Raw genomic sequence first — 21,438 nt, 5'->3', positions numbered from 1 at the left:
TAGGTTAATGCTACAATCAGCTAGGTTAATGCTACAATCAGCTAGGTTAAAAGCTACAATCAGCAGGTATTATGCTACAATTAGATAGATTTGAGCATTAAGGCGTAGATATGACTAACCAAGTTGGTTTATATGAGAAGAAATACCCTGCAAATTGGGTTGTTATGCAAAATCGTATTCTACAAGCGTTTTATGAAATGACACTTGATGAAAAACGGTTGCTGTTGCTTGCTAGTTCAGTAGTGCGTTTGATAGATGCCACTGAAAAAGACACTATAGAGATAACCGCGAAAGCATTTGCAGAGGCTTGCAACATTCAAGTGGATTCTGCTTATACTCAATTAAAAGATGCTAGTGAAACGATGATGAGGCGATTTTTTAGCTATAGAAATGAACGCGGTAGCCGTGTCAATGTACAGTGGGTCATCAGATCAATATATGAAGATGGCTATGTGTCTCTATGTTTTACAGATGAAGTGCTACTGATGTTGAAGGTTTTTGATGAAAATAATCCATTCACTAAATATAAAAAAGAAGATGTACTTAAACTGAAGGGTGAATATTCAATAGATATATACCATCTGGCCAAAAAACATGAGGCAATGAGCTCGTGGACAATGTCACTTGAAGAAATTAGAGAGGAGCTAGCTCTTTCTAAATCTTACGAACGTATTAACAACCTAAAAAGTCGAGTCATCAACCCAAGCGTTGAAGAAATAACAGAAAAGTCAGATATTAAAATCACCTATGAAAACGTTAAACGTGGTCGTACCGTCACAGGACTAAAATTTAATGTCAAAGCTAAGCCCACCAAGAAAAAAAGTCTGGAGGACTTAAATCAGAATAATGAGAATAGAGATATACCATCCTTAACCGTCAAACAGATCGACCGTTTTGCGCCTCTATTGGCTAACTATGCCCCATTTGGTAGCTATGCGCCTTCAGGAAAAAGTACCCAAGAAGTGATCAGCTGGTTACACACTCAATTAAGAGATGAAGCTTTTTTAAAGACCCACAAAAAGCACTTACTGGCGATAGGCTATACGTTCCCTAAGCAGAAATCATAATATGAAAAAAGCATGCTTAGTAGTTTTGGCATTACAAATGGTTTATATTGTACGTACATATATAAGCCATTTGTAATGCCATGACGACAACCAATTATAATATCAGGCTCGATCAAGAGCTCAAGGATAGCGCCTTTGCCGTGTTTGAAAGCTATGGATTAACGCCGTCTCAAGCAATCAAATTGTTCTTAACTCAAGTGGCGCAAACCAATACCGTGCCGTTATCCTTTGATTATCAAAAACCCTCTAATCTTAATACGCCGCCACAAACTTCTGCGGGTGATTACGGATTGAGCGGCCAGCGCCATAAATAAATCAGTGTAAAAATAACTGTACAGATATAAGTACAGCTATGGTATATAATATCAGTCATACAAATAAATATGACCAAACACGGAGTAATCGTTATGGATGTTGTGAACTACACTGATTTTAGAAAGGGCCTAGCCAAATATATCGATAAGGTAGATACCGACAAATCGCCGATCGTGATTACTAGACAAAACGCCAAACCTGCGGTACTCATGAGTTTAGAAGAGTTTAATTCATATGAGGAAACGCTTCATCTGCTAAAAAGCCCCACTAATGCCAAGCGCCTCAGACGCTCTATAGCCGATGCTAAGGCGGGTCGTTTAATCGAGCATGACATCAATACGGATGACGCATTATTGACTTGTGATGATGAGGTGGACGCTTGATCTTATCTTGGACACAGGATGCGTGGGAGGACTACGAATACTGGCAAAAAACCAGCAAAGAGAAGGTCAAGCAAATAAGTAAGCTGATTAAAGCCATCAAACGTGACCCATTTGAGGGTATTGGTAAACCTGAACCACTCAAACACGATCTGGCAGGCTATTGGTCGCGTCGCATTGATCAAGAGCATAGACTGGTTTATGAGGTTCAAGATGATGCCATTATCATCGTTCAGTGCCGATATCATTATTAAGTAAACAGTGTTAGTTCACAAAAGTGCTTGATCCTAAGAATCAGGCACTTTTTTATTTTCCATTCTGGCTATGTGTCCTAAAACGAACGAGAAAGCTCTGTAGAGACGTCTAAATATATTGGTTAGTATTTCGACCTAAACATTCGATAACAAACCTTATGTGGTCATACGACGCCATATAATTGCTAATAATGACTATACCTCTGATCACGTTACCACAGATTGACTTCCTCCCCGACCTAAAGGAACGGGGATTCCTACTAAAGACGGCCAAGCCCGACCGCGAGAATGTTTTTTGCTCCATTAACATCTCTGTTATGGGTCGTTTTACAAGAACGACAAAACCATGCTCTTATACCAAGACCTTCTCTACCTTTCGGACTGTCTTGGCGAGAGCCGCAACACGAGCAGGTTTGGGTGGTGTACGCTTCATTGACTTCGATATAGTGGCAACCTGCGTTCGCGCATTTATAATCCAGTTGCCGCTTAATCTCAAACCAACCAGCATCATAGACGGATTTGGCCAGTTTAGATGAAGTGAATGAGTTTGATTTGATTTTACCAACAACGATTAAGCTGTTGGCTTTGACAAGCTTTGATGTGAATTTATGAATCAGATCTTGGCGGGTGTTTTTAATCTTGGCATGAATGACCTTAACCCGTTTTTTGTTTTTGGCACGTTGAGCGATGGCCAGTTTTTCTGCGTATTGATGGGTGACTTTGATTTGTAGCTGATCACCCTCACTACTGACTGCGGCATCTTTACAGCCTAAATCAATACCGACTTGGCCCGTACCACAAACTGTTTTTGGAAATTCTTTGACGGTGATACAGGCGTACCAGTGACCTCGTGCATCTTGTACCAGCTCACAAGTATTGATGGTATAGAGCGAGAGGTTATAGCTATCCCACAAATCAATGATCAGCTTTTTGCCTTTAGCGAGGCTTAGCTGAATAGTAGATTTAAGGCTTTTCTTGCCTGACTGACGGGTTGTTAGGTGCTTAATGGCGGTCTTTTTAAACGGAATCCAGCCCAAGCTTCTTCTCTTGGCTTTTGGGTTATTGGTACGCCAGTTGAGTTTGGCTTTTTTAAACTGTTTACGGGATTTAGCGTGAACCTCACTGATCGCTTGCAAGGTTTGACTGTGCAGATTCAGGTATTCACCCGCCCCTTTAGTATAAGCGGCCAAGTCATAGGCTGAAAAGAATTTGCCCGTGCGCTGTAAATGTTTAAAACTTAGCTCATTGACGTAGTTCCAGACAAAGTTGACTGCCCCAGCTAAGATATTGAGCTGAGTGGCGTGTTTGTCTTTGATGCGTAGTTTGAGCGTTTTCATGGAGTAATTATGATCTCAATGCAGTTGGGTATCAAGGGGTTCGCCATACTGGGCGACAACGACTGACGCCTGATATCCACGCCCTAGAAGGACGTGGTTTTACGGCGTTAGATGATAAAATAGACGAATTACCGCCACTAACTGCTAAGCAGCAAGCAGACTCAGAGCATCTAGCCACGCTTAGCGATGACGACATTGATTTATCGGACATTCCAGAAGTCACCGACTGGTCAGGCGCGATCCGTGGCAGTATCAAATCTCAAGCGTTGTCTACGGAAACCAGTGTCATTAGCCCAAGTATCCTTACCAAATTCAAGGACAGAGCTAAGCAAACAGGCGGTAACTATCAAGACATGATCAACGATGCCCTAGAAGAATACCTAACCGATCACTAGGCATTAAATAACAAGCACATGACCTCAAGATTACTTGGGGTTTTTTTACATTCTATATTGTAGTATGTTGTATATTGTAGTATATTATATACAACATACTACAATATACTATTAAGGGATACAAAATCATGGCACTCACGATACAAGATATTCATGCAGCAGCAGACCAATTACAAGAGCAAGGGGTTAAGCCGACACTGGCAGAGGTGCGTAAGGCGCTAGGCGGTGGATCATTCACGACTATCAGTGATGCTATGCAAAGCTGGAAGCGAGAACAGCAAGAAGAGCAAGAGCTACAGCAAGTAGACTTACCTAGTGGTATCACAGAACGCTTGCACACGCTTGGGGCTGATATGTGGCAGACGGCTATTGATATGGCTAATGATAGATTGTCTAAAGAGCGTGAAGCTTTAGAGGTGGTTAAGATCAAGGCACAAGCAGAGATGGACGAAGCGCAAGAAGCGGTTAAGACCTTGGAGGGGGAACAAGCGGATTTACTACAGCAACTGGACGAGGTGACCGGCACTGCGGAAACAGCAACTAAAAGCGCACAGCAAGCCACAGCTGACCATGACGCTACCAAACAGACGCTATTAGATACTAGGCATGAATTAGAGCTTGAACGCACTAAGGCTAAGACCGCGCAATCACAGCTTGCAGAGGTGAGTAATGCATTAGATAAGCAATCTATAGAGCTGACTAGCAGTCTTGGTGAGGTAGCCACGCTTAAAGCCACAGCTGATAGTGATAAGGCAGAGATTGCACGTTTAAAGATTGAACTTAAAAATACTAAGTCAGAGCTAAAGGCAGTCACCACTGAGCGGAATGATATACAAACGGCTACCGCAGAGATCAAAGGAGAGTTAAAGGCAGTCACCGCTGAACGTGACAAGCTATCAGGACTTAATAATCAGCTGACTCAAACTCAGGCTAAGCTTGAAGCCGAGCATAGCGTATTGAATAAACAATATAGCGAGCTATCAAGCCGTCATTTATCAAAGCAGGAACAAGTGACTCTGTTACAAGATCAACTTAAGAAAGCACAAGATGCTCTAATACTTATTCAAAACAAAGATAATACTTTGGATGCTGATTAAATAAAAGTATTCGAGGTTTCAGTTTAATTAGGATTTCAAGATAAAGAACAGTTATAAGTTTGGGAGGTAGTTTACCCAAGGCATAGATCTCGTTCTATTCACACTAAGCTTATGAATCAACCATGACAATATCGACTCACTGAATAAGTGACTGCTGTATAATAACTATTCTAAATTTTTCTCTGGACTCTTATAGTATATAGCCGAGTGGGCTATATACTACTTAAATTAGCCTAAGTGAATTTATGCTGATTTTGGAGCCTTGAGCAGATTTCAAGGAACACTCACCCTAAAGCGATTATGAGTAGATAAAATACTCACAATCGCTTTAGTGCATTCCTTGGATTTGATGTGATTAGTCATGCCGACTTCATCGCCCATCGCGTCATCAAGACCGTATCACTGTATCAAGCTACGGTTGTTAAGATTACGGCTGATAGCACCGCCTAGACACGCTCTTAACCGCTACTGTGCTGTCATACGCTAGCAAGGGCATAAACCCAATATACCGCTACGATATGCACGAGTAACCACTCATTGCGTTGCTCAATATGTCTAGAACCCCCTGTCGAGAGCTTACCCCTGTGTCAAACGCAGTCGTCGCCGAGGCCTGCCACCCATTTGACGGGTAACGGGTACAAAGAGAGCAGCACAAGGATGTAACGAGCGAACAAGCAGTTTTTAAAATGTATAGTGAATAAGGTTGATATGAAAGCAGTTTTTGGATAAAATGACCCTAAACGGGCATTTAATGCTGTTCAAATAACGCAGTCTGTGTGCTTATTTGTTCGTTACAGCGTGTTGACGCACACTGTAACCGTTAATTACATTAAAAACTAAATGCCTCTAGGAGTCAACTCCCAGAGGCATTTTTTTGTTTGACATATAGACTAGGTTTTTAATATCTAGTTCTGCATTAAATTGCTTAGGCTTTTTTTATCATCATTTAGCGTAAGTATTTCAATTATTTTGAAGTTAGCATTTAGTACATACTCACAAGACGTTAAATTTCCAACCATACTAGGGTGGTTTAAGTAGGAGTATAACTTGAAAATTATCTTTACCATTCCTCCACTATCCACTGTACTGATAGCTGGCTGTGCCACAAACTCTGTTTAGACTATATCCTCTGAACAAAGGAATGTAGTCACAACCGTATTAAAACTTAATAGCTCTGCCTAACCACGCTACCAACTCACGGGCAGGAGCCTGACTCAAACACTGTGGACAATTAATATAGGTCATTATACAGTCATTTAAATCAGTCAACATATGCAGTAATAACCCTAAACCAATTATCTTATAGGGCTTTGGTAAAAACAACATGCCCGCATATACTGCCATCGCATAATAAGTATGTAGCGGATGGAAATTAATACTACAACGATTGGGCGAAAAGATAGGTGTCGCTAGAAGATGATCTAAATCAACTAGCATGGTTGCTATTAGGATCAAATAAACTCGCTTATAGTCACTACGAAAAAACATATAGGCGATAATCAACGGCATGCCAAAATGTAGAAAATAATGGATAACGGTTTGACTCATCGATTTTTCCGATTCAAGATAGTTTGTAGTGGCACATCAATCTCAGATAAAACATAAGATATTTTTGTCTTTCGATTGCATGTGAAATATATACATCATACACTCACCTTCTCATTATTATACCTGTCCAAAAAATCACTGGTTGAGATGAGATATAGACTTATTACCATAATAGCTATTTAATAGACTTTATATATTTTTCTTCAAATTAAAATGCAGCAATCTAAATACGGATGAATCATGAGTAATTCAGATAACCACAGTCATCAAGCTCCAGACCCTAAAAATATGAATAAAGCTTTTTATATTGGGATTGGTCTAAATTCTGCATTTACGCTCATCGAGTTTATAGTGGGCTATTCAACTAATTCATTAGCTTTAATCGCAGACGCTAGCCACAACTTAAGTGATGTTGCCAGTTTAATAATCTCGTTAATTGGAATGAAATTAGCACAGAAAGCATCTACTACGCTTTATACCTATGGCTACAAAAAAGCTTCTATAATGGCGTCTCTTATTAACGCCATATTGTTAGTTACAATCGTTATAGGTATTGCGTATGAGGCCTTGGGTCGATTTGATACGATACCGGAAGTTGCAGGAAAAGTTATTATTATTACAGCTCTAATAGGTGTATTTATAAATACTGTTACTGCTTTTGCATTCTACAAAGGTCAAAAAGACGATATTAATATCAAAGGTGCTTTCTTGCATCTAATGGTAGATGCATTGGTCTCTTTAGGTGTCGTTATCTCGGGCATTATTATTTACTATACAAGTTGGAATATCGTTGATCCTCTAGTTAGCTTGATTATTTCAGTCGTTATACTGTTATCGACTTGGGGTCTACTAAAAGAGAGTATCAAGCTTGCTATCGACGGAGTACCTCAAAATGTTGATCTCAGTAAAATCACTGCTATCTTAGAGAGCTATAATTTTATTCAAAACTTTCATCATTTACATATCTGGGCTTTGAGTACCACTGAGAATGCTCTTACAGTTCATATTGTACCGAAGACCGATATAACGTTTGAAGAGACTATTACTATGAAAGAAAACATCAAGGAAGATTTGGCGCATCAGAATATACAACATGCAACTATTGAATTTGGTACTAAGGCAGATGACAATCAAAAATCGCGTGCATTAAATGAAAGTATCAACTAAAAGATGATAGACCGTATATAGCTATCTCTTTTTAAGTATGAGGCGCGTGCCTTATGTCAACATAATTTTTTCAATCAGTTCTTATGTGATCAATAGTTTAAAACTTTTATATTTACGTGCGTTAGGACGTTACCTAGAAAAAATAAAAAACTTACGCTGATTAAATTATTATGATTAAGTTTACTATTACCCTCGTCTTCTAAGTGTGGTTAGACCTTTGCCAAAATAGCTTATTAGTAATAACAGGGTTATTATTATCAAGATAGGATAATTTCCCATAAGCATAAAGGGCGTGTTACCAACCCGTGCCTGTATCTCACCACGTAGTACAGTACGCTCAAACTGCGGTGCGCGTTTTACAATACGACCTTTATGGTTAATGATAGCGGTAACACCAGTATTGGTCGCTCGAATAAACCAGCGCCCGTTCTCAAGCGCGCGCATTTGTACCATTTGCAAATGTTGCAATGGTCCTGCTGAAGTGCCAAACCAGGCATCGTTAGAGACGGTCAACAAAAAGTCAGTATCGATGGCATTTTTACGCGTGGTATCTGGATAAGCTACCTCATAACAGATAGCCGTCCCTATATTGTGTTCACGCACCTTTAGCGGTGACTGCTGATCACTACCACGACTATAGCTCTTAATATCCTGACTACCGGCCAAACTTGGGAAAATATCGAGCACGCCTTCAAATGGAATATACTCTCCAAAAGGCACTAGACGCTGCTTCTTGTATAGGCCTTCCGCTTCTACACCTCGAGCAATCACGCTATTGTAAAATGGGGGATACTTATCCGTACTGGCATTGAATGCCGCTTTATCCTTATAAGGGATACCAGTTATCCATGTCGTATTGGTCGCATTGGCCATTTCTATCATTTCACTAATAAAGCCCGCAGCCTCATCCTGAAACATCGGAATAGATGATTCAGGCCACACCACCACATCACGTCCCCACTCAGTGCGCGTTAACTTCGCATAAATCTTTAGCGTTTCTACTTGATATTGCGTCAGCCACTTTATATCTTGTGAAATATTACCTTGAATCAATGACACTGACAGATCAGGTGTGCCCTTAGGTTTTGTCCATTGCGGATTGACCAGCCATAATGATGTGCTAATGGCTAATAACAGTACAGAAACGACGGCATAACTACTGCGTCGAAGCAGTAGCTCTACTAAACTTGCAGCCAATAGTATGGCAACAAAAGAGACGGCAAAAACACCAGCAACGGGTGCTAAGGACGATAACCAATACTCTTCAGTAAATGCATAACCAACAAATAGCCACGGAAAGCCTGTGAATAACCAAGTTTTTAACCATTCTTGTAGCACCCAAAGAGCAGCAAATGAAAAGGGTTGTTTGCCTACCATACGGTTAAAGACTAGTGCTAAAAATCCATGAAACAGTCCCATACCGAGACCCATCAATCCAATCATAATCAATGCGAGCCACGTTGGAGTATCGCTATAATCATGGATGGCAGTATAGAGCCAAAAGCCGCCGACGCACCATAGCCCCATACCGTAAGCTTCACCGATAATAAAAGCGCGACGACCACTCATATTTGGTACCAACAGCGCATATAAAATCGCTGGTGACACTATTGCTAGCGGCCAGAACCCATGAGGCGCTAGCGCAAATAAAAAAATAGCCCCTGCAAGCCATGCTGCTACTAGCGTAAACCATAGCGGTAATTGATTTGAGTGAGTACTCAAACGCTTTTGTAGATTAATAGTAGACAGGCGCATCGCAAATTATCCAAAATTATGAGTTTTGAATTTTTAGTCAAAATCCAAAACTCGGATAGACCTGTTAATACTACAGGCAGCATTTCAAAATGAAAACTGCTTATGATACCAGTCCGCACTGCTCAATGGATAAATTTACGTACTCCGTTTGATGGGTTATTATGCTACATTACCAAACGATATGAAGTGTTACTTGACCTTCTATAGCTCACAATATCTACAGTACATGAGAGAGCACTATGACCCCCTTAAAAATAAAATCCAGTCTTATATTCAATCGTTATCTGTCTAAGGGGTTGCGTAGTACGTTAGTATTACTTGCCGCCTCATCACTATTTGCTTGTAGCCAACCGAGTAGTGGCGTATCTGATGCAAGCACAACATCGGCATCAACTGAAGATGTTTTGGCTGTTCCAAAGACAGCTGAACCAAACGTTATAAATACTCCTATGATGACATCAGTAAGTAAACCAGACCTACTAAAAAACGTCTCAGCCACTGTCTATAAAGATGCCAATTGCGGCTGCTGTAAAGAATGGATAAGTCATGCAGAAGATAATGGTCTAAGTGCAACCGCGCAAGATGTTGCGGACTTAGCCGTATTTAAAGAGCGCTACAGCGTTCCAACTGAGATGCGTTCTTGCCATACTGTAGTCACTACTGATGATTACGTCTTTGAAGGTCATGTACCTGCTAAGTATATGGCGCAGTTCTTAGAAAATCCGCCAGTACAAGCTATGGGTCTTGCCGTACCTGGCATGCCTGTTGGTAGCCCAGGTATGGAGTATCAAAATAAATTCATGCCCTATCAGGTTATGCAGCTCAATAAAGACGGGACGACCCAAGTTTATGCTGATATTGAATCGGTAGAGCAGCAATTATAGTGTGTTAGCAGTTAAGAATACTTTGATTATAGTGTTAGCGTTAAAAGTAAATGAGGCAGGTATAAGACTGTTCTATTGCTTATAAAATGATTCTTCATCAAAAAAATCATTAGCTATTGCGACTTTAAAAGCAAAAACAACTTTGAATTTGTAACTTTTGATGACAATGTAAGCGGATTTATCGGTTATTAACCCTTAAAATAGATAAATAATTAAGGGTTAATACAAGAATATACAGGATGTATCGAAACAATTACGTAATATTACATAAGCCAGTAGGGAATTAACATCTATATTAATATTATAAATTATTATATTATCTTAATAATTAGTTAGACCCTATATAGGGTAATTACTTCATCCAATAAAAAAACGTCTGAGGGTTAAATCTGTAATTTAGATTTAACCCTCAGACGTTTTTTTGCTTATAAAACAGTAGAAATTGTTGTCAATTTAGTCAGCTATATTCTGTATATGTTACACAAACTTACATTGTAAAATGTGGAATATTAGCAATTTTTTCAACATCAAAAAAGTATTTTTGGGGTTTTTAAGGGTGATGACAGGCTAAACAGCCTATGCTAAAGTCGGCTTTGTGTTTTGGCCAGCAGCTTGATTTGCAACAGCTTCGTAAGACTTCAATGATGCTGTGATCGCCAATAATCATTTTTTATATGAATAATATGCAGCAGAAGTATCAGTCACTATGACGTATATATACTTGAGTTATTGAGATTTAATTGACTGCGCTGTTGTTGATAACAGACCATTTTGAATTAACCGTAGGTATTAGATTTATGAAACAGGCTTTATTGATTTTGTCAGTACTGGGTATGGGCATAGCACAAACGAGTGGTGCTGCTATCACAATCTCTCAAACAAATAATACCATCACCAATACTTCTGTGGCATCAAACTACGGTTCATCAAAAAACATCTATAGCACTAGCAGTGGTGCTTATGTTTCTAGTAATGACGAAATCAGTCAAGCTATTAGCAACCTAAGTGCGCAGGCTAAGCAAAAAGAGAGTCGGCTTTCATCATTAAACAGCCGCTTATACGCTGAAAAACAACAGCAGCAAGTCAATACAGTTCCTGATAGCAATTCAGCCCCCGCTATCGCTGCTGCTCGTGCTTCACGAGTGGCTCTATCTGGTAGCTCTGGATACTGTGCCCGTTACGTACGTAAAGCACTACAATCAGCAGGTTATGAGTTCACCCCCAATCCTTCAGCCTATCAGTACGCCACTCGTGGCACGCTTGATAAAGCAGGTTTTAGCAAAATCAGTAATGATATGCCAACCCAAGTAGGTGATGTTATTGTCTATGATCGCTCATCAAAGCGTCCACATGGCCATATTCAAATTTTCGATGGTACAAATTGGATTTCTGACTTCCGTCAGAACAGTATCAGCCCATACAGTGGTGTCTATGCTTATACGACATGGCGTGATTCAAAATACGTGGATGACGCATCCGCATCAGATCGTAATATCTACCTTGCTATGAATGATAAATAAGACTTTCTAAGTCAGCACAACATAGTTGTTATTTCCTCCAACCCAGTAGTGATCTTAATATCATTGCTGGGTTTTTTTGTGCTTAACATCAGGGCGTATTTAACCTTTCATGATTTGATCCGTCAGAAATGAACACTACTGATATCATTACTCATGACAGGAGTTATCGACAAGCGCGTTTAAAATGCCACATGATGACGCTGGTGCACTACTTGCACATTTCTGGCGCAAAACGGTCAAGTGATGCTTTAAGTGCATCAGTTCTTCCATTCGTATTTCCACAGCATGAATGTGCTCATCTAGCAAGTTATTCACATCGCCGCAGTCCTTGTCAGGCGACTCCCAGTATTCAAGTAAGATTCGCACATCATCTAAAGCCATATCGAGCGTACGGCAATGTAGGATAAATTGTAGACGCTCAATGTGCTCTTCATTATATAAACGATAATTCCCTTCGCTACGAAAAGGCTCGGGTAATAAACGCTCTTTTTCATAATAGCGAATGGTTTCTACTGTGGCACCTGTGCGTTTAGCGAGCTCACCAATTTTGATTGTCATAACAACCTCTATGATTTAAATAATTAAAGTGGCTGTAAAGACTAGCGCTAGAGAAATTAAAATTACGAAACTGTAGATAAATAACCTTGACTCTAAAGCCACTATAGGGTTCATAATATCATTATTTAAAGGGTAAATTATTATGAAATATCATATTGAAGGTATGGACTGTGCCAGTTGCATCGGCAAGATTGAAACAGCTTTGAAACGTATGCCTGGGGTTTCTGATGTTCAGCTGAATTTCGCTACAGAAACGCTAGAGCTAAATTTAGCCCCTGGTGCGCCGACTCAGGCTAGTGATATCGAAAAAACAATCAAAAGCCTAGGGTTCGGCATCTCTGCCAATACTGGTCAACAAACTGTATCGGCTATTGATATTGACAGCGACAATCAGATGGCTCCGCAGGATAAGCGGTGGTGGCAAACTCAAAAAGGCAAACAGGTTGTTGGTCTCGGTATTTTGATGGGCAGCGCTTATGCACTGTCACTACTGTTCCCCGCTTATGGGATATGGGTGTTTGCCATCGCTGTGATTGTAGGCGTTTTTCCATTTGCACGCAAAGCCTTAGCACTGGCTAAAACAGGTTCATTCTTTTCAATTGAAACGCTGATGTCCGTCGCCGTGCTTGGCGCACTTATCATTGGTGAAGCTGAAGAGGCCGCAGCGGTTGTCTTTTTGTTCTCAATCGGTGAACTGTTTGAGAGTATCGCTGCTGATCGCGCTCGCGCTGGCATCAGAGCCTTATCATCGCTGGTTCCGAAAAGTGCAATTTTACTTGATGCTCAAGGTGGGCAGCGTAACGTTCCAGTGACTTCATTACAAGTGAATGACCTTGTGCTGGTGCGTCCTGGAGATAGGGTATCTGCTGATGGTTCCATTGTTCAAGGTGCGTCCAGCCTTGATGATTCGCCCGTGACGGGAGAGTCTGTTCCTGTTGCCAAGACGATGGGTGACAATGTATTTGCAGGGTCAATTAACATCGATGGTGTGCTCCAAGTGCGCGTAGAAAAGACAGCCGCCGATAACACCATTTCGCGCATTATTGAGCTGGTAGAGCAAGCCCAAGCCTCCAAAGCACCCACTGCCCGTTTTATTGAGAAATTCAGTCGCTATTACACACCGGCAGTGATGGCTATTGCCGCACTAATTATTATCATTCCACCGTTAGCCATGGGTGGAGATTGGTCGACTTGGTTGTATCGCGGTCTAGCACTGTTGCTGATTGCCTGTCCCTGTGCTCTTGTACTATCAACACCCGCTGCCATCGCCTCTGGTCTTGCTGTTGGTGCGCGCCGTGGCTTGCTGATCAAAGGCGGTAGTGCTTTAGAAACTATCGGCCAAGTGAAGACAGTCGCTTTTGACAAGACAGGCACTTTAACTGAAGGCAAACCACGCGTGACCGATGTTGTTGCCTTTACACAAGAGGACTCAAGTATTCAAGGTCAGAATTCTCAGGATCAGGGTTCTCAAGGTAAAGATAAGGTATTGGCGCTCTTTGCCAGTGTGGAGACAGGTTCTAGTCACCCGCTTGCTGAAGCTATTGTCAGTCATGCCAAAGCCGCCAAAGTTGTCATACCTGTGGCTTCTAAAGCTTCTGCTACTGCGGGTAAAGCGGTACACGCAACTATCGCTGGGCGCGCGCTAGCTATCGGTTCGCCTGTTTATGCCGCAGATGAGGCATCAATTTCAGCCGAGCAACAGGCACAAATCGAGGCGCTGCAAAATGAGGGCAAGACCGTCTCAGTTCTTTTCGATGAGCAAAGTCGAGAAGTGCTTGGATTGGTCGCACTAAGAGACGAGTTACGAGACGACGCTCATGAAGGTGTGGCTCAACTTAAAGCGATGGGTGTGCGCTCCGTCATGCTAACAGGCGACAACCGCTTAACCGCTCAAGCACTTGCCAGTAATTTAGACGTGGAATGGGAAGCTGAGCTGTTGCCTGAGGACAAACTGCGCTTGCTTAACGAGATGAAGAATAACAGCAAAATAGCGATGGTGGGTGATGGTATTAACGATGCGCCAGCACTAGCAACCGCTGATGTTGGCATCGCGATGGGTGGTGGTACCGATGTGGCCATTGAGACGGCCGATATCGCATTATTAAAAAGTCGTGTTACAGACATGGCCCATCTGATTGCACTTTCGCGTGCCACCATGCGCAACATTCATCAGAACGTCATTTTCGCTTTAGGTCTCAAAGGCGTCTTTCTGATCACGACCGTATTCGGCATTACTGGACTATGGATTGCGGTTCTAGCTGATGCTGGAGCAACAGTGCTCGTTACTCTCAATGCGTTACGTTTACTGCGCTTTAAAGGCGCGCCTCCACTGGTAACTCCGCCTAAAGTAGTTAAATAAAACCCTTCGAAATCAATTAAAAACTAGAGATAGCAGCAGATTTCGGGGGTGGGTTCTAATAATAAAAATTCCACCGCTACAGTAAACTGCAACCGCATTAGAGTAAATAAGGTTAGACCGTATGTTGATTACAGAATTGGGCTATTTTGCCTTGCTTACCGCTTTTGTATTGGCGTTATTGCAGGTAATTCTGCCAACTATTGGTGTTATTCGTAACCAAGTTGCTTGGCAACGACTAGCCCCTAGCTTAGCTTGGGCACAGTTTGCCGCCATGATAACGTCATTTGGCGCTTTGATAGCAGGTTTTTATTATAATGATTTTAGCCTCAGTTACGTCGCGCAGCATTCCAATACGCTGTTGCCTTGGTACTATAAGTTATCGGCGACATGGGGCGGACACGAGGGCTCTTTGCTGCTATGGATGACCATCATGGCCACATGGTGTGCACTGGTATCATACTTTAGTCGCGGCTTGCCGTTATCAATGCGTGCGCGGGTATTAGTTATTTTGGCCGGTGTACAGTTAATGATGCTAACAATGCTGATATTTACCTCGTCACCGTTTGAGCGTACCTTACCCAATCTAGCGGTCGATGGCGCTGATTTAAATCCTGTCCTACAAGATTTCGGTCTGATTATTCATCCGCCCATGTTATATATGGGCTATGTGGGTATGGTAGTGCCTTTTGCATTTTGTATGGCGACATTGTGGGAAGGGCGTTTAGATGCTGCTTGGACACGCTGGTCACGTCCATGGGCGCTCGCGGCTTGGGGATTTTTGACCATTGGTATTGCACTGGGCTCGTGGTGGGCCTACTACGAGCTTGGCTGGGGCGGTTGGTGGTTTTGGGATCCGGTAGAGAACGCCTCGTTTATGCCTTGGCTTGTCGGCTTAGCATTGCTGCATTCATTAGCAGTCACTGAAAAGCGCGGGGTGTTTAAAGCATGGACCATCATGCTGGCTATTTTCGCCTTTGCCTTAAGCTTGCTTGGCACGTTCCTGGTACGCTCTGGAGTCCTTACCTCAGTGCATTCGTTTGCCGCTGATCCGACGCGTGGTTTGGTCATCTTAGCTATTCTTGGCATTATCATCGGTAGTGGTCTATTAATGTTTGCCGTTCGCGGTTGGCGTTTAACCGTTGAAAGTCAATATCAGCTGATTTCACGTGAGTCCTTTTTAGTGATCAATAACGCCATCATTTTGATTGCAACCTTAGTGGTGCTGCTCGGCACCCTCTATCCTATTATCGCTGATGCCTTTAGTCTCGGTCAGGTATCTGTAGGGCCTCCATACTTCAATGCGCTGTTTGTGCCTTTGACATGGCTGTTGTTAATCGCTATGGGTATGGGCTCTAATATTCGCTGGAAACAAGATAAGCGTCCGTTACTAGGGGTGGGTATCGCCATTGCCGCTAGTAGTATCGTATTGGCTGCTATTATCGCCTACTTTACCAGTCCATCTGCTATGTTCAATATTGGCGTGACTTTAGCGGTGAGCTTTTGGGTACTGCTATGGATGATCGTTGACTTTAGAGACAAAACCAAGAACGCCCCTAATTTCTTTAAAGGTCTGCGTCAGCTGCGTCTTAGCTATTGGGGTCAACAGACTGCTCATATTGGCGTATTGGTTGCTGTCATTGGCATAGCCTTTACTAGTAGCCTGAGTATTGAGCGTGACGTAGCAATGGGTATTGGCGATACAGTCAATGTTCAAGGTTACGATTTTGAAGTAACTGAATTTTTTGAAATAAAGGGTAGTAACTTTGATGCAACGCAAGCGCAAGTGGTGGTATCCAAAGACGGTCGTGAAGTGGCGAAACTGACTCCAGAAAAGCGTACTTATATTATCAGCACGATGCCAACAACTGAAGCTGCTATTGACCCCAGTCTTATGCGCGATGTTTATGTCGCACTGGGCGAACCTATTGCCGATGGTAGTAACCAATGGGCATTAAGGATTTATGTAAAACCATTAATTCGCTGGATTTGGTTAGGGGCAATTATCATGGCTCTAGGTGGATTAATTAGTATGCTTGATAAACGATACCGCATCAAAAAAATTAAAGCTCCGTTGCTAGTTACTGGTAGTTTGGCTACTTATGGAGTCAATGAGGTAGCTATTGAGCAGGCAATCTCAGTATCGACGATGTCGACACTAAAGGAGAAATAAATGACTATGTCGAATAATACTCCTGAGCAAAAAGATAGCCAAAACAGTAAGCAGCGTAACCCAAAGACAATGAAAAAAAAGCAGACGAAGCTATGGTTCTTAATTCCGCTTATCCTCTTTTTTGGTTTGGTAGTTATATTGTACATGCGCTTAGGTAAACCAACAGACATTGTGACCAATACCGCTCTTGAGCGTCCGGTTCCTACCTTTGAGCTGCCGTTATTAGCAGATACTACCCGTACTATCACCAATGATAATTTGCCGGATAAGCCGTTTTTACTTAATGTTTGGGGCTCATGGTGCCCAACTTGCGTTATTGAGCATCCGTTTTTAATGCAACTAGAAGAGCGCGGCGTTGATATCGTTGGTGTGAATTATAAGGATGAGATTGGTAATGCGCTCAGTTACTTAAACCGAGGCGGTGATCCATTTTCTATGTCTATTCAGGATTCATTGGGTCAGTTTGCTCTAGACTTAGGCATAACTGGTGCGCCCGAAACCTTTGTTGTGGATGGAGATGGCATCATTCGTCAGCATATTGTTGGTGAGATTAATGAAGCCAATTGGCAACAGCGTGTTAAGCCGTGCCTGACAGTACTTAATAAGGCTAATAAGAACAACGATAGTCCTGATCTCATTCAGGTTGAGGAGATGTGCAAATGAACGTTACTCGAATAAGAGCTCCTCAACTAAAACCCAATATAGTTTTAAAACTAGCAAGCTTAATACTAGCGTGTCTGCTTAACATGACGGCAAACGCAGCTATTGACGTATACGATTTTGACTCACCACAGCAAGAAGCTCAGTATCGTGGATTAATAGAAGAGTTTCGCTGCCCAAAATGCCAAAATCAAAACCTTGCAGCCTCTGATGCACCGATTGCACAGGATCTAAAGCAAAAAGTCTATGATTTAATTAAAGATAGACGTAGTGATGCTGAAATACGCGTCTATATGCAAGAGCGCTACGGTGACTTTATTAGCTACAAGCCGCCTATGCGACCATCAACATGGATCCTATGGTTTTTTCCACCACTATTATTGCTCGTCTTAATTATTGGTTGGTTTTGGCAAAGTAAGCGTCGCCAAGTTGTTGCCCGTGGTCAAAGCGGCGTCACAGTGAACAGTACTGCTGCCTTGACCTCTACGGAAAAGGCTGAGCTTGATCGTCTATTATCGCAAGCTGAGAGTGTCGACCACGACATTACTAGCCTAGAGGACAAAAAATGACTCTATTTTCTACTTTTGGCTTATTTGTAACTCTAAGCTTGCTGATTGCTCTTATATTTGCGCTGATTGCTATTATGCCATGGCTACGAGCACCGCGTTTGCAGTCCAAACCAATAGACAATCAACTGCTAGATATTAATGTTGCAGTATTTCGCGAACGTTTAGCTGAGCTACAAACAGATAAAGACAGCGGTACTATTAATAATAGCCATTATCAAAATCAAAAGCTGGAACTGGAGCGTCAGCTATTAGATGTGCAGCGTCAGATAACACCTATGGTCACCCCTGATGTCAAAAGCCGTTTAATTGTCGCAGCTTGGATCCCAATATTGGCTGCAATGGCGTATTTACTAATAGGCAATCGTACGCCCGTGTTTGATTTGTGGACAGCTGAGGACAAAGTAGGACAAGTGGCTGACGACCTATTGACAGCTAAAATTGACAAGCCGCCATCATGGGCGTTTGAAGATGGTCGTCAACTGATTAGCGCCATGCAAACCAATGTTCATCGTAATGCTGATGATCCTAATCGCTGGATGCGCCTATCCGAGCTTTTCTTATCTATGGAGGCAACTGATTCTGCGCTGGAAGCCTTATCTCGTGCCTATCGTTTAGCTCCTGAAAATGAAGAAATCGCCACCACTTATGCTCAGACTAGCTTTTTCGTTAATGAAGGTCAGTTAGACGCCAATATTCGCCGTGTATTACAAGCTATATTAGCTAAGAATCCGCAGCATGAACGGGCTCAAATGCTCATGGCAATGGGTGAGACTCGTAGTAGTAACTTTGCCCAAGCGCAAGGTTGGATTAAACGCTTACAAGGCAGCATTGTGGCCAAACCAGGTGATCATACTAAAGCTTTAGCAAGCTTAGATGAGTTAAGCAACTACGTTAGCACGCAAGAAAAGCAAGCGCTAGAAGGTATTGACGTGACAGTGAAAATTAACGCTAATTTATTACCGTTAGTGAAAGCTGATGATGTGTTGTTTGTTGCGATACGTGACGTTAAAGGAGGTCCACCGTTTGCCGCCAAACGTTTACCCATTAGTATTATCAAGCAAGGTGAGGCTAGTATCCGCTTAAGCAATCTTGATGCGATGATGCCAGATCGCACGTTAAATTCAGCTCGTAGTGACAAAACTCAGTTAGCAGTCGTTGCTCGTATTAGTCATAGCGGTAATGCCATAGCAGAGTCAGGCGACTTATCGGGTAATCCTATAGTGATTAGCGCTGAACAGACTCAGGTTAATGTTGAAATCAATCAACAGATTCCCTAATAAAAAATTATTACCGTAAGTTTCATAACACCAGAGCGGTAAGTGGAGCCGTTTATAAAAGTGGCGCGATTAATAGTCGTATACCAAAAACATATACGTTTAACATTGTTCATTGTATAAACACAGATAAAGAAAACAACTATGACTGAATCTACCGACAGATTAGATAGTACTAAATTGAATAGCGTTGAATCGGCTAGTACTAATATTGCTGACAATAAAGTACCTATAGCTGTGAGTAGTACTCATCAATCGATTGACTCTAAAACCATGAATCATACGCCTAAAGCTATGTACGTGACTTCAGGCAACTCGATAACACCTAAAGGTAAGTTGGATAAAATGCCAAAAATGGTTGCCAATGGCAGTCGCGCTTTTATCTGGTATTTGTTGGCGATAATGGTGTTAATACTTGATCAATGGACTAAGTGGTTGGCCCAAACCAAATTAGCGTTCAATGACCCCGTACCGGTCATTGAACCATTTCTCAACTGGACACTCGCTTATAACTATGGGGCAGCATTTAGCTTTTTAGCCGACGCTGGCGGTTGGCAGAAATGGTTTTTCTCAGGCTTAGCTTTTGTAATGGCTATCTTTTTAACGGTTTATTTAATCAAAGCGCCACGTGCAGCCAAGCTATTGTCCATGGGGTTAGCCTTAATGCTCGGTGGTGCGATTGGCAACTTAATCGATCGTTTAAGAATTGGTAAAGTGGTTGACTTTATCCATGTGCATTATGCTGATGTCTGGAATTATCCTATTTTCAATGTTGCAGATATAGGTGTCTGTGTCGGTGTCGCATTGATTATAATTGACATGATATTTTTAGAAAGTAAGCGTAATAAATAAGCACATTGATGCCGATTATCACAAACAAAATGAACTAGCGTCGTAGTCACTCTATACGGAAAAATACTTTTTATACTTGAGTATGTTTATAAAATGTGAACTGGAAGGTAATGTATGACTGGTATAGGTACTCACTCATTTTAGGTCTTAAAACCCAATACTTAAAAGCTCTGCGTAGAGCCATTATTATAGAGACATTGAATAATCCATAAATTCTTTATTGATAATAACAAAAGGAAAATATAGTGTCACAGGCTCAGCCAACTATTGAAAAAATTCACAGCCTTAGAAAAAAACAAGAGACCGCGTTAAAAAGTCTTACCCTTATAGGCTACCTAGAAGGCACCTCTTTCTTATTATTGCTCTTCATCGCCATGCCACTAAAATATATGCTGGATATTCCAGAAGGTGTGAAATACATCGGTATGGCACACGGTATTTTGTTTATTACCTATATCATAATACTTATAGGCTCAGCTATCAAAATGAAAATGCCTCTTTGGGCAATACCTGCGGGCGTACTCGGCTCACTCTTACCTTTTGGCCCATTTATATTCGATCATTTACTAAAAAATAACTTACAGAAAAGTGTAAGTAAAGAAGCCTAGAACAAGCTCTGCTACAAATGATACAAATGATACAAATGATACAAATGATACAAATGATACAAATGATACAAATGATACAAATGTATATTATTACTCAAGATTATTTTTCCTAACTAAATTACAAGCCGCCATCACTCATCATGGCGACAAATGAATAATATTGAGCAGAAATTAATCACAATAAAACTTTGATTCAGACCCAGTATGAATAGTCTTACACTCTAGTTACTTTTCCAACTTATCTTACATACTATCGACAAACCCGTCTTGTTTAAAAGCTAAACAGGTTTTGTCATCCGCGATGGATTTCCTGTTATCGTAGGGTATGCCTCAAAGGTACTACCTAATTAGGTTCACTTATCAACTAATAGACCACTTAAAATAGACTGATATGATGGAACTACTTTTGACAGACTACTTTAGGTGATTGTGTTTACTAAACCATATCTGAAGGCTTTCACCGAAAAGTAAGACGATAAGCGTGCTGAAAAAGAGTCTATACAGCCCGCTTTAGATTATGGCCATTCTCACTAAATATGATCATAAATACTCAAATACTCAAATACTCAAATACTCAAATACTCAAATACTCAAATACTCAAAATACTCAAAATACTCAAAATACTCAAAATACTCAAAATACTCAAAATACTCAAAATACTCAAAATA

The 21,438-nt window shown here is 41.4% G+C and carries 19 protein-coding genes; 15 read left to right on the top strand and 4 right to left on the bottom strand.

Annotated elements, in window-relative coordinates; all coding sequences use genetic code 11:
- The first annotated feature begins 110 nt into the window (after window positions 1–110).
- The 4 genes from AAEY79_RS13010 to AAEY79_RS12995 all read left to right on the top strand — a co-directional run bounded on the left by AAEY79_RS13010 (window position 111) and on the right by AAEY79_RS12995 (window position 2,016).
- A complete protein-coding gene (locus AAEY79_RS13010) occupies window positions 111–1,067 on the top strand; it encodes a replication initiation protein (RefSeq protein WP_025652649.1) in 957 nt (318 codons plus the stop codon).
- Between the two features lie 80 nt (window positions 1,068–1,147).
- On the top strand, window positions 1,148–1,381 hold the full coding sequence (locus AAEY79_RS13005) for a type II toxin-antitoxin system RelB/DinJ family antitoxin (protein WP_025652648.1): 234 nt from the start codon (window positions 1,148–1,150) through the stop codon (window positions 1,379–1,381).
- Between the two features lie 93 nt (window positions 1,382–1,474).
- Window positions 1,475–1,765 (top strand): type II toxin-antitoxin system Phd/YefM family antitoxin, encoded by a 291-nt coding sequence (locus tag AAEY79_RS13000; protein ID WP_025652647.1) that lies wholly within the window; start codon window positions 1,475–1,477, stop codon window positions 1,763–1,765.
- A complete protein-coding gene (locus AAEY79_RS12995; RefSeq protein WP_025652646.1) occupies window positions 1,762–2,016 on the top strand; it encodes a Txe/YoeB family addiction module toxin in 255 nt (84 codons plus the stop codon). Before AAEY79_RS13000 ends, AAEY79_RS12995 begins: the two co-directional genes overlap by 4 nt.
- 260 nt (window positions 2,017–2,276) lie before the next feature.
- Here the strand turns inward: AAEY79_RS12995 and AAEY79_RS12990 are convergent, their stop codons facing one another.
- On the bottom strand, window positions 2,277–3,353 hold the full coding sequence (locus AAEY79_RS12990) for an RNA-guided endonuclease TnpB family protein (protein WP_101211256.1): 1,077 nt from the start codon (window positions 3,351–3,353) through the stop codon (window positions 2,277–2,279).
- Window positions 3,354–3,876: 523 nt separating this feature from the next.
- On the opposite strand from AAEY79_RS12990, the gene AAEY79_RS12985 reads away from it, so the two are divergent.
- Window positions 3,877–4,845 (top strand): DNA-binding protein, encoded by a 969-nt coding sequence (locus AAEY79_RS12985; protein WP_025652670.1) that lies wholly within the window; start codon window positions 3,877–3,879, stop codon window positions 4,843–4,845.
- Window positions 4,846–6,003: 1,158 nt separating this feature from the next.
- On the opposite strand, the gene AAEY79_RS12980 is transcribed toward AAEY79_RS12985, so the two are convergent.
- Window positions 6,004–6,393 carry a DUF6122 family protein gene (locus tag AAEY79_RS12980; RefSeq protein WP_025652669.1) on the bottom strand — a complete coding sequence of 130 codons (390 nt, stop codon included), beginning with the start codon at window positions 6,391–6,393 and terminating at the stop codon, window positions 6,004–6,006.
- Between the two features lie 240 nt (window positions 6,394–6,633).
- Between AAEY79_RS12980 and AAEY79_RS12975 the strand changes: the two genes are divergently transcribed.
- Window positions 6,634–7,560: a cation diffusion facilitator family transporter gene (locus AAEY79_RS12975; RefSeq protein ID WP_201572546.1), complete on the top strand. Its 927-nt coding sequence runs from the start codon at window positions 6,634–6,636 to the stop codon at window positions 7,558–7,560.
- 186 nt (window positions 7,561–7,746) lie between these two features.
- Here the strand turns inward: AAEY79_RS12975 and lnt are convergent, their stop codons facing one another.
- Window positions 7,747–9,315: an apolipoprotein N-acyltransferase gene (lnt, locus tag AAEY79_RS12970; RefSeq protein ID WP_068039556.1), complete on the bottom strand. Its 1,569-nt coding sequence runs from the start codon at window positions 9,313–9,315 to the stop codon at window positions 7,747–7,749.
- A 239-nt stretch (window positions 9,316–9,554) separates the two neighbouring features.
- Here lnt and AAEY79_RS12965 point away from each other — a divergent pair, with 239 nt between their 5' ends.
- Together AAEY79_RS12965 and AAEY79_RS12960 are read left to right on the top strand one after the other, a co-directional pair.
- The gene (locus AAEY79_RS12965) at window positions 9,555–10,199 is read left to right on the top strand and encodes a DUF411 domain-containing protein (RefSeq protein ID WP_352288650.1); all 645 of its coding nucleotides are present in this window, start codon (window positions 9,555–9,557) and stop codon (window positions 10,197–10,199) included.
- Between the two features lie 797 nt (window positions 10,200–10,996).
- On the top strand, window positions 10,997–11,719 hold the full coding sequence (locus AAEY79_RS12960) for a CHAP domain-containing protein (protein WP_352288647.1): 723 nt from the start codon (window positions 10,997–10,999) through the stop codon (window positions 11,717–11,719).
- 147 nt (window positions 11,720–11,866) lie between these two features.
- Here AAEY79_RS12960 and cadR read toward each other — a convergent pair whose 3' ends face one another.
- A complete protein-coding gene (cadR, locus tag AAEY79_RS12955; protein ID WP_007394845.1) occupies window positions 11,867–12,277 on the bottom strand; it encodes a Cd(II)/Pb(II)-responsive transcriptional regulator in 411 nt (136 codons plus the stop codon).
- Between the two features lie 142 nt (window positions 12,278–12,419).
- Between cadR and AAEY79_RS12950 the strand changes: the two genes are divergently transcribed.
- From AAEY79_RS12950 to AAEY79_RS12920, 7 genes are all read left to right on the top strand, one after another.
- Entirely contained in the window at window positions 12,420–14,636 is a 2,217-nt protein-coding gene (locus AAEY79_RS12950) for a heavy metal translocating P-type ATPase (protein WP_352288644.1), read from the top strand.
- 121 nt (window positions 14,637–14,757) lie between these two features.
- Window positions 14,758–16,806 carry a heme lyase CcmF/NrfE family subunit gene (locus AAEY79_RS12945; protein ID WP_075107732.1) on the top strand — a complete coding sequence of 683 codons (2,049 nt, stop codon included), beginning with the start codon at window positions 14,758–14,760 and terminating at the stop codon, window positions 16,804–16,806.
- Window positions 16,807–17,469, top strand: a complete 663-nt coding sequence (locus AAEY79_RS12940; protein WP_011513682.1) for a DsbE family thiol:disulfide interchange protein — start codon at window positions 16,807–16,809, stop codon at window positions 17,467–17,469.
- Between the two features lie 83 nt (window positions 17,470–17,552).
- Window positions 17,553–18,035, top strand: a complete 483-nt coding sequence (locus tag AAEY79_RS12935) for a cytochrome c-type biogenesis protein (protein ID WP_020443538.1) — start codon at window positions 17,553–17,555, stop codon at window positions 18,033–18,035.
- Complete coding sequence (ccmI, locus tag AAEY79_RS12930; protein ID WP_025643930.1) at window positions 18,032–19,312, top strand: c-type cytochrome biogenesis protein CcmI; 1,281 nt, start codon at window positions 18,032–18,034, stop codon at window positions 19,310–19,312. Before AAEY79_RS12935 ends, ccmI begins: the two co-directional genes overlap by 4 nt.
- A gap of 141 nt (window positions 19,313–19,453) precedes the next feature.
- Entirely contained in the window at window positions 19,454–20,161 is a 708-nt protein-coding gene (gene lspA / locus AAEY79_RS12925; protein ID WP_352288640.1) for a signal peptidase II, read from the top strand.
- Window positions 20,162–20,406: 245 nt separating this feature from the next.
- Window positions 20,407–20,769 carry a DUF3817 domain-containing protein gene (locus tag AAEY79_RS12920; protein ID WP_087813587.1) on the top strand — a complete coding sequence of 121 codons (363 nt, stop codon included), beginning with the start codon at window positions 20,407–20,409 and terminating at the stop codon, window positions 20,767–20,769.
- The last annotated feature ends 669 nt before the right edge of the window (window positions 20,770–21,438 follow it).

Origin of the sequence: Psychrobacter sp. GW64-MNA-CIBAN-0177 (assembly GCF_040309585.1) — a bacterium.
Taxonomy (GTDB): Bacteria; Pseudomonadota; Gammaproteobacteria; order Pseudomonadales; family Moraxellaceae; genus Psychrobacter; species Psychrobacter okhotskensis.
This window is presented reverse-complemented; position numbering and strand designations above follow the sequence as displayed.

Bases quoted from the DNA above. Each gene is read 5' to 3' on its own strand.
- AAEY79_RS13010 (WP_025652649.1), top strand. From the start codon at position 111: ATGACTAACCAAGTTGGTTTATATGAGAAGAAATACCCTGCAAATTGG.
- AAEY79_RS13005 (WP_025652648.1), top strand. From the start codon at position 1,148: ATGACGACAACCAATTATAATATCAGGCTCGATCAAGAGCTCAAGGAT.
- AAEY79_RS13000 (WP_025652647.1), top strand. From the start codon at position 1,475: ATGGATGTTGTGAACTACACTGATTTTAGAAAGGGCCTAGCCAAATAT.
- AAEY79_RS12990 (WP_101211256.1), bottom strand. From the start codon at position 3,353: ATGAAAACGCTCAAACTACGCATCAAAGACAAACACGCCACTCAGCTC.
- AAEY79_RS12985 (WP_025652670.1), top strand. From the start codon at position 3,877: ATGGCACTCACGATACAAGATATTCATGCAGCAGCAGACCAATTACAA.
- AAEY79_RS12980 (WP_025652669.1), bottom strand. From the start codon at position 6,393: ATGAGTCAAACCGTTATCCATTATTTTCTACATTTTGGCATGCCGTTG.
- AAEY79_RS12975 (WP_201572546.1), top strand. From the start codon at position 6,634: ATGAGTAATTCAGATAACCACAGTCATCAAGCTCCAGACCCTAAAAAT.
- lnt (WP_068039556.1), bottom strand. From the start codon at position 9,315: ATGCGCCTGTCTACTATTAATCTACAAAAGCGTTTGAGTACTCACTCA.
- AAEY79_RS12965 (WP_352288650.1), top strand. From the start codon at position 9,555: ATGACCCCCTTAAAAATAAAATCCAGTCTTATATTCAATCGTTATCTG.
- AAEY79_RS12960 (WP_352288647.1), top strand. From the start codon at position 10,997: ATGAAACAGGCTTTATTGATTTTGTCAGTACTGGGTATGGGCATAGCA.
- cadR (WP_007394845.1), bottom strand. From the start codon at position 12,277: ATGACAATCAAAATTGGTGAGCTCGCTAAACGCACAGGTGCCACAGTA.
- AAEY79_RS12950 (WP_352288644.1), top strand. From the start codon at position 12,420: ATGAAATATCATATTGAAGGTATGGACTGTGCCAGTTGCATCGGCAAG.
- AAEY79_RS12945 (WP_075107732.1), top strand. From the start codon at position 14,758: ATGTTGATTACAGAATTGGGCTATTTTGCCTTGCTTACCGCTTTTGTA.
- AAEY79_RS12940 (WP_011513682.1), top strand. From the start codon at position 16,807: ATGACTATGTCGAATAATACTCCTGAGCAAAAAGATAGCCAAAACAGT.
- AAEY79_RS12935 (WP_020443538.1), top strand. From the start codon at position 17,553: ATGACGGCAAACGCAGCTATTGACGTATACGATTTTGACTCACCACAG.
- ccmI (WP_025643930.1), top strand. From the start codon at position 18,032: ATGACTCTATTTTCTACTTTTGGCTTATTTGTAACTCTAAGCTTGCTG.
- lspA (WP_352288640.1), top strand. From the start codon at position 19,454: ATGACTGAATCTACCGACAGATTAGATAGTACTAAATTGAATAGCGTT.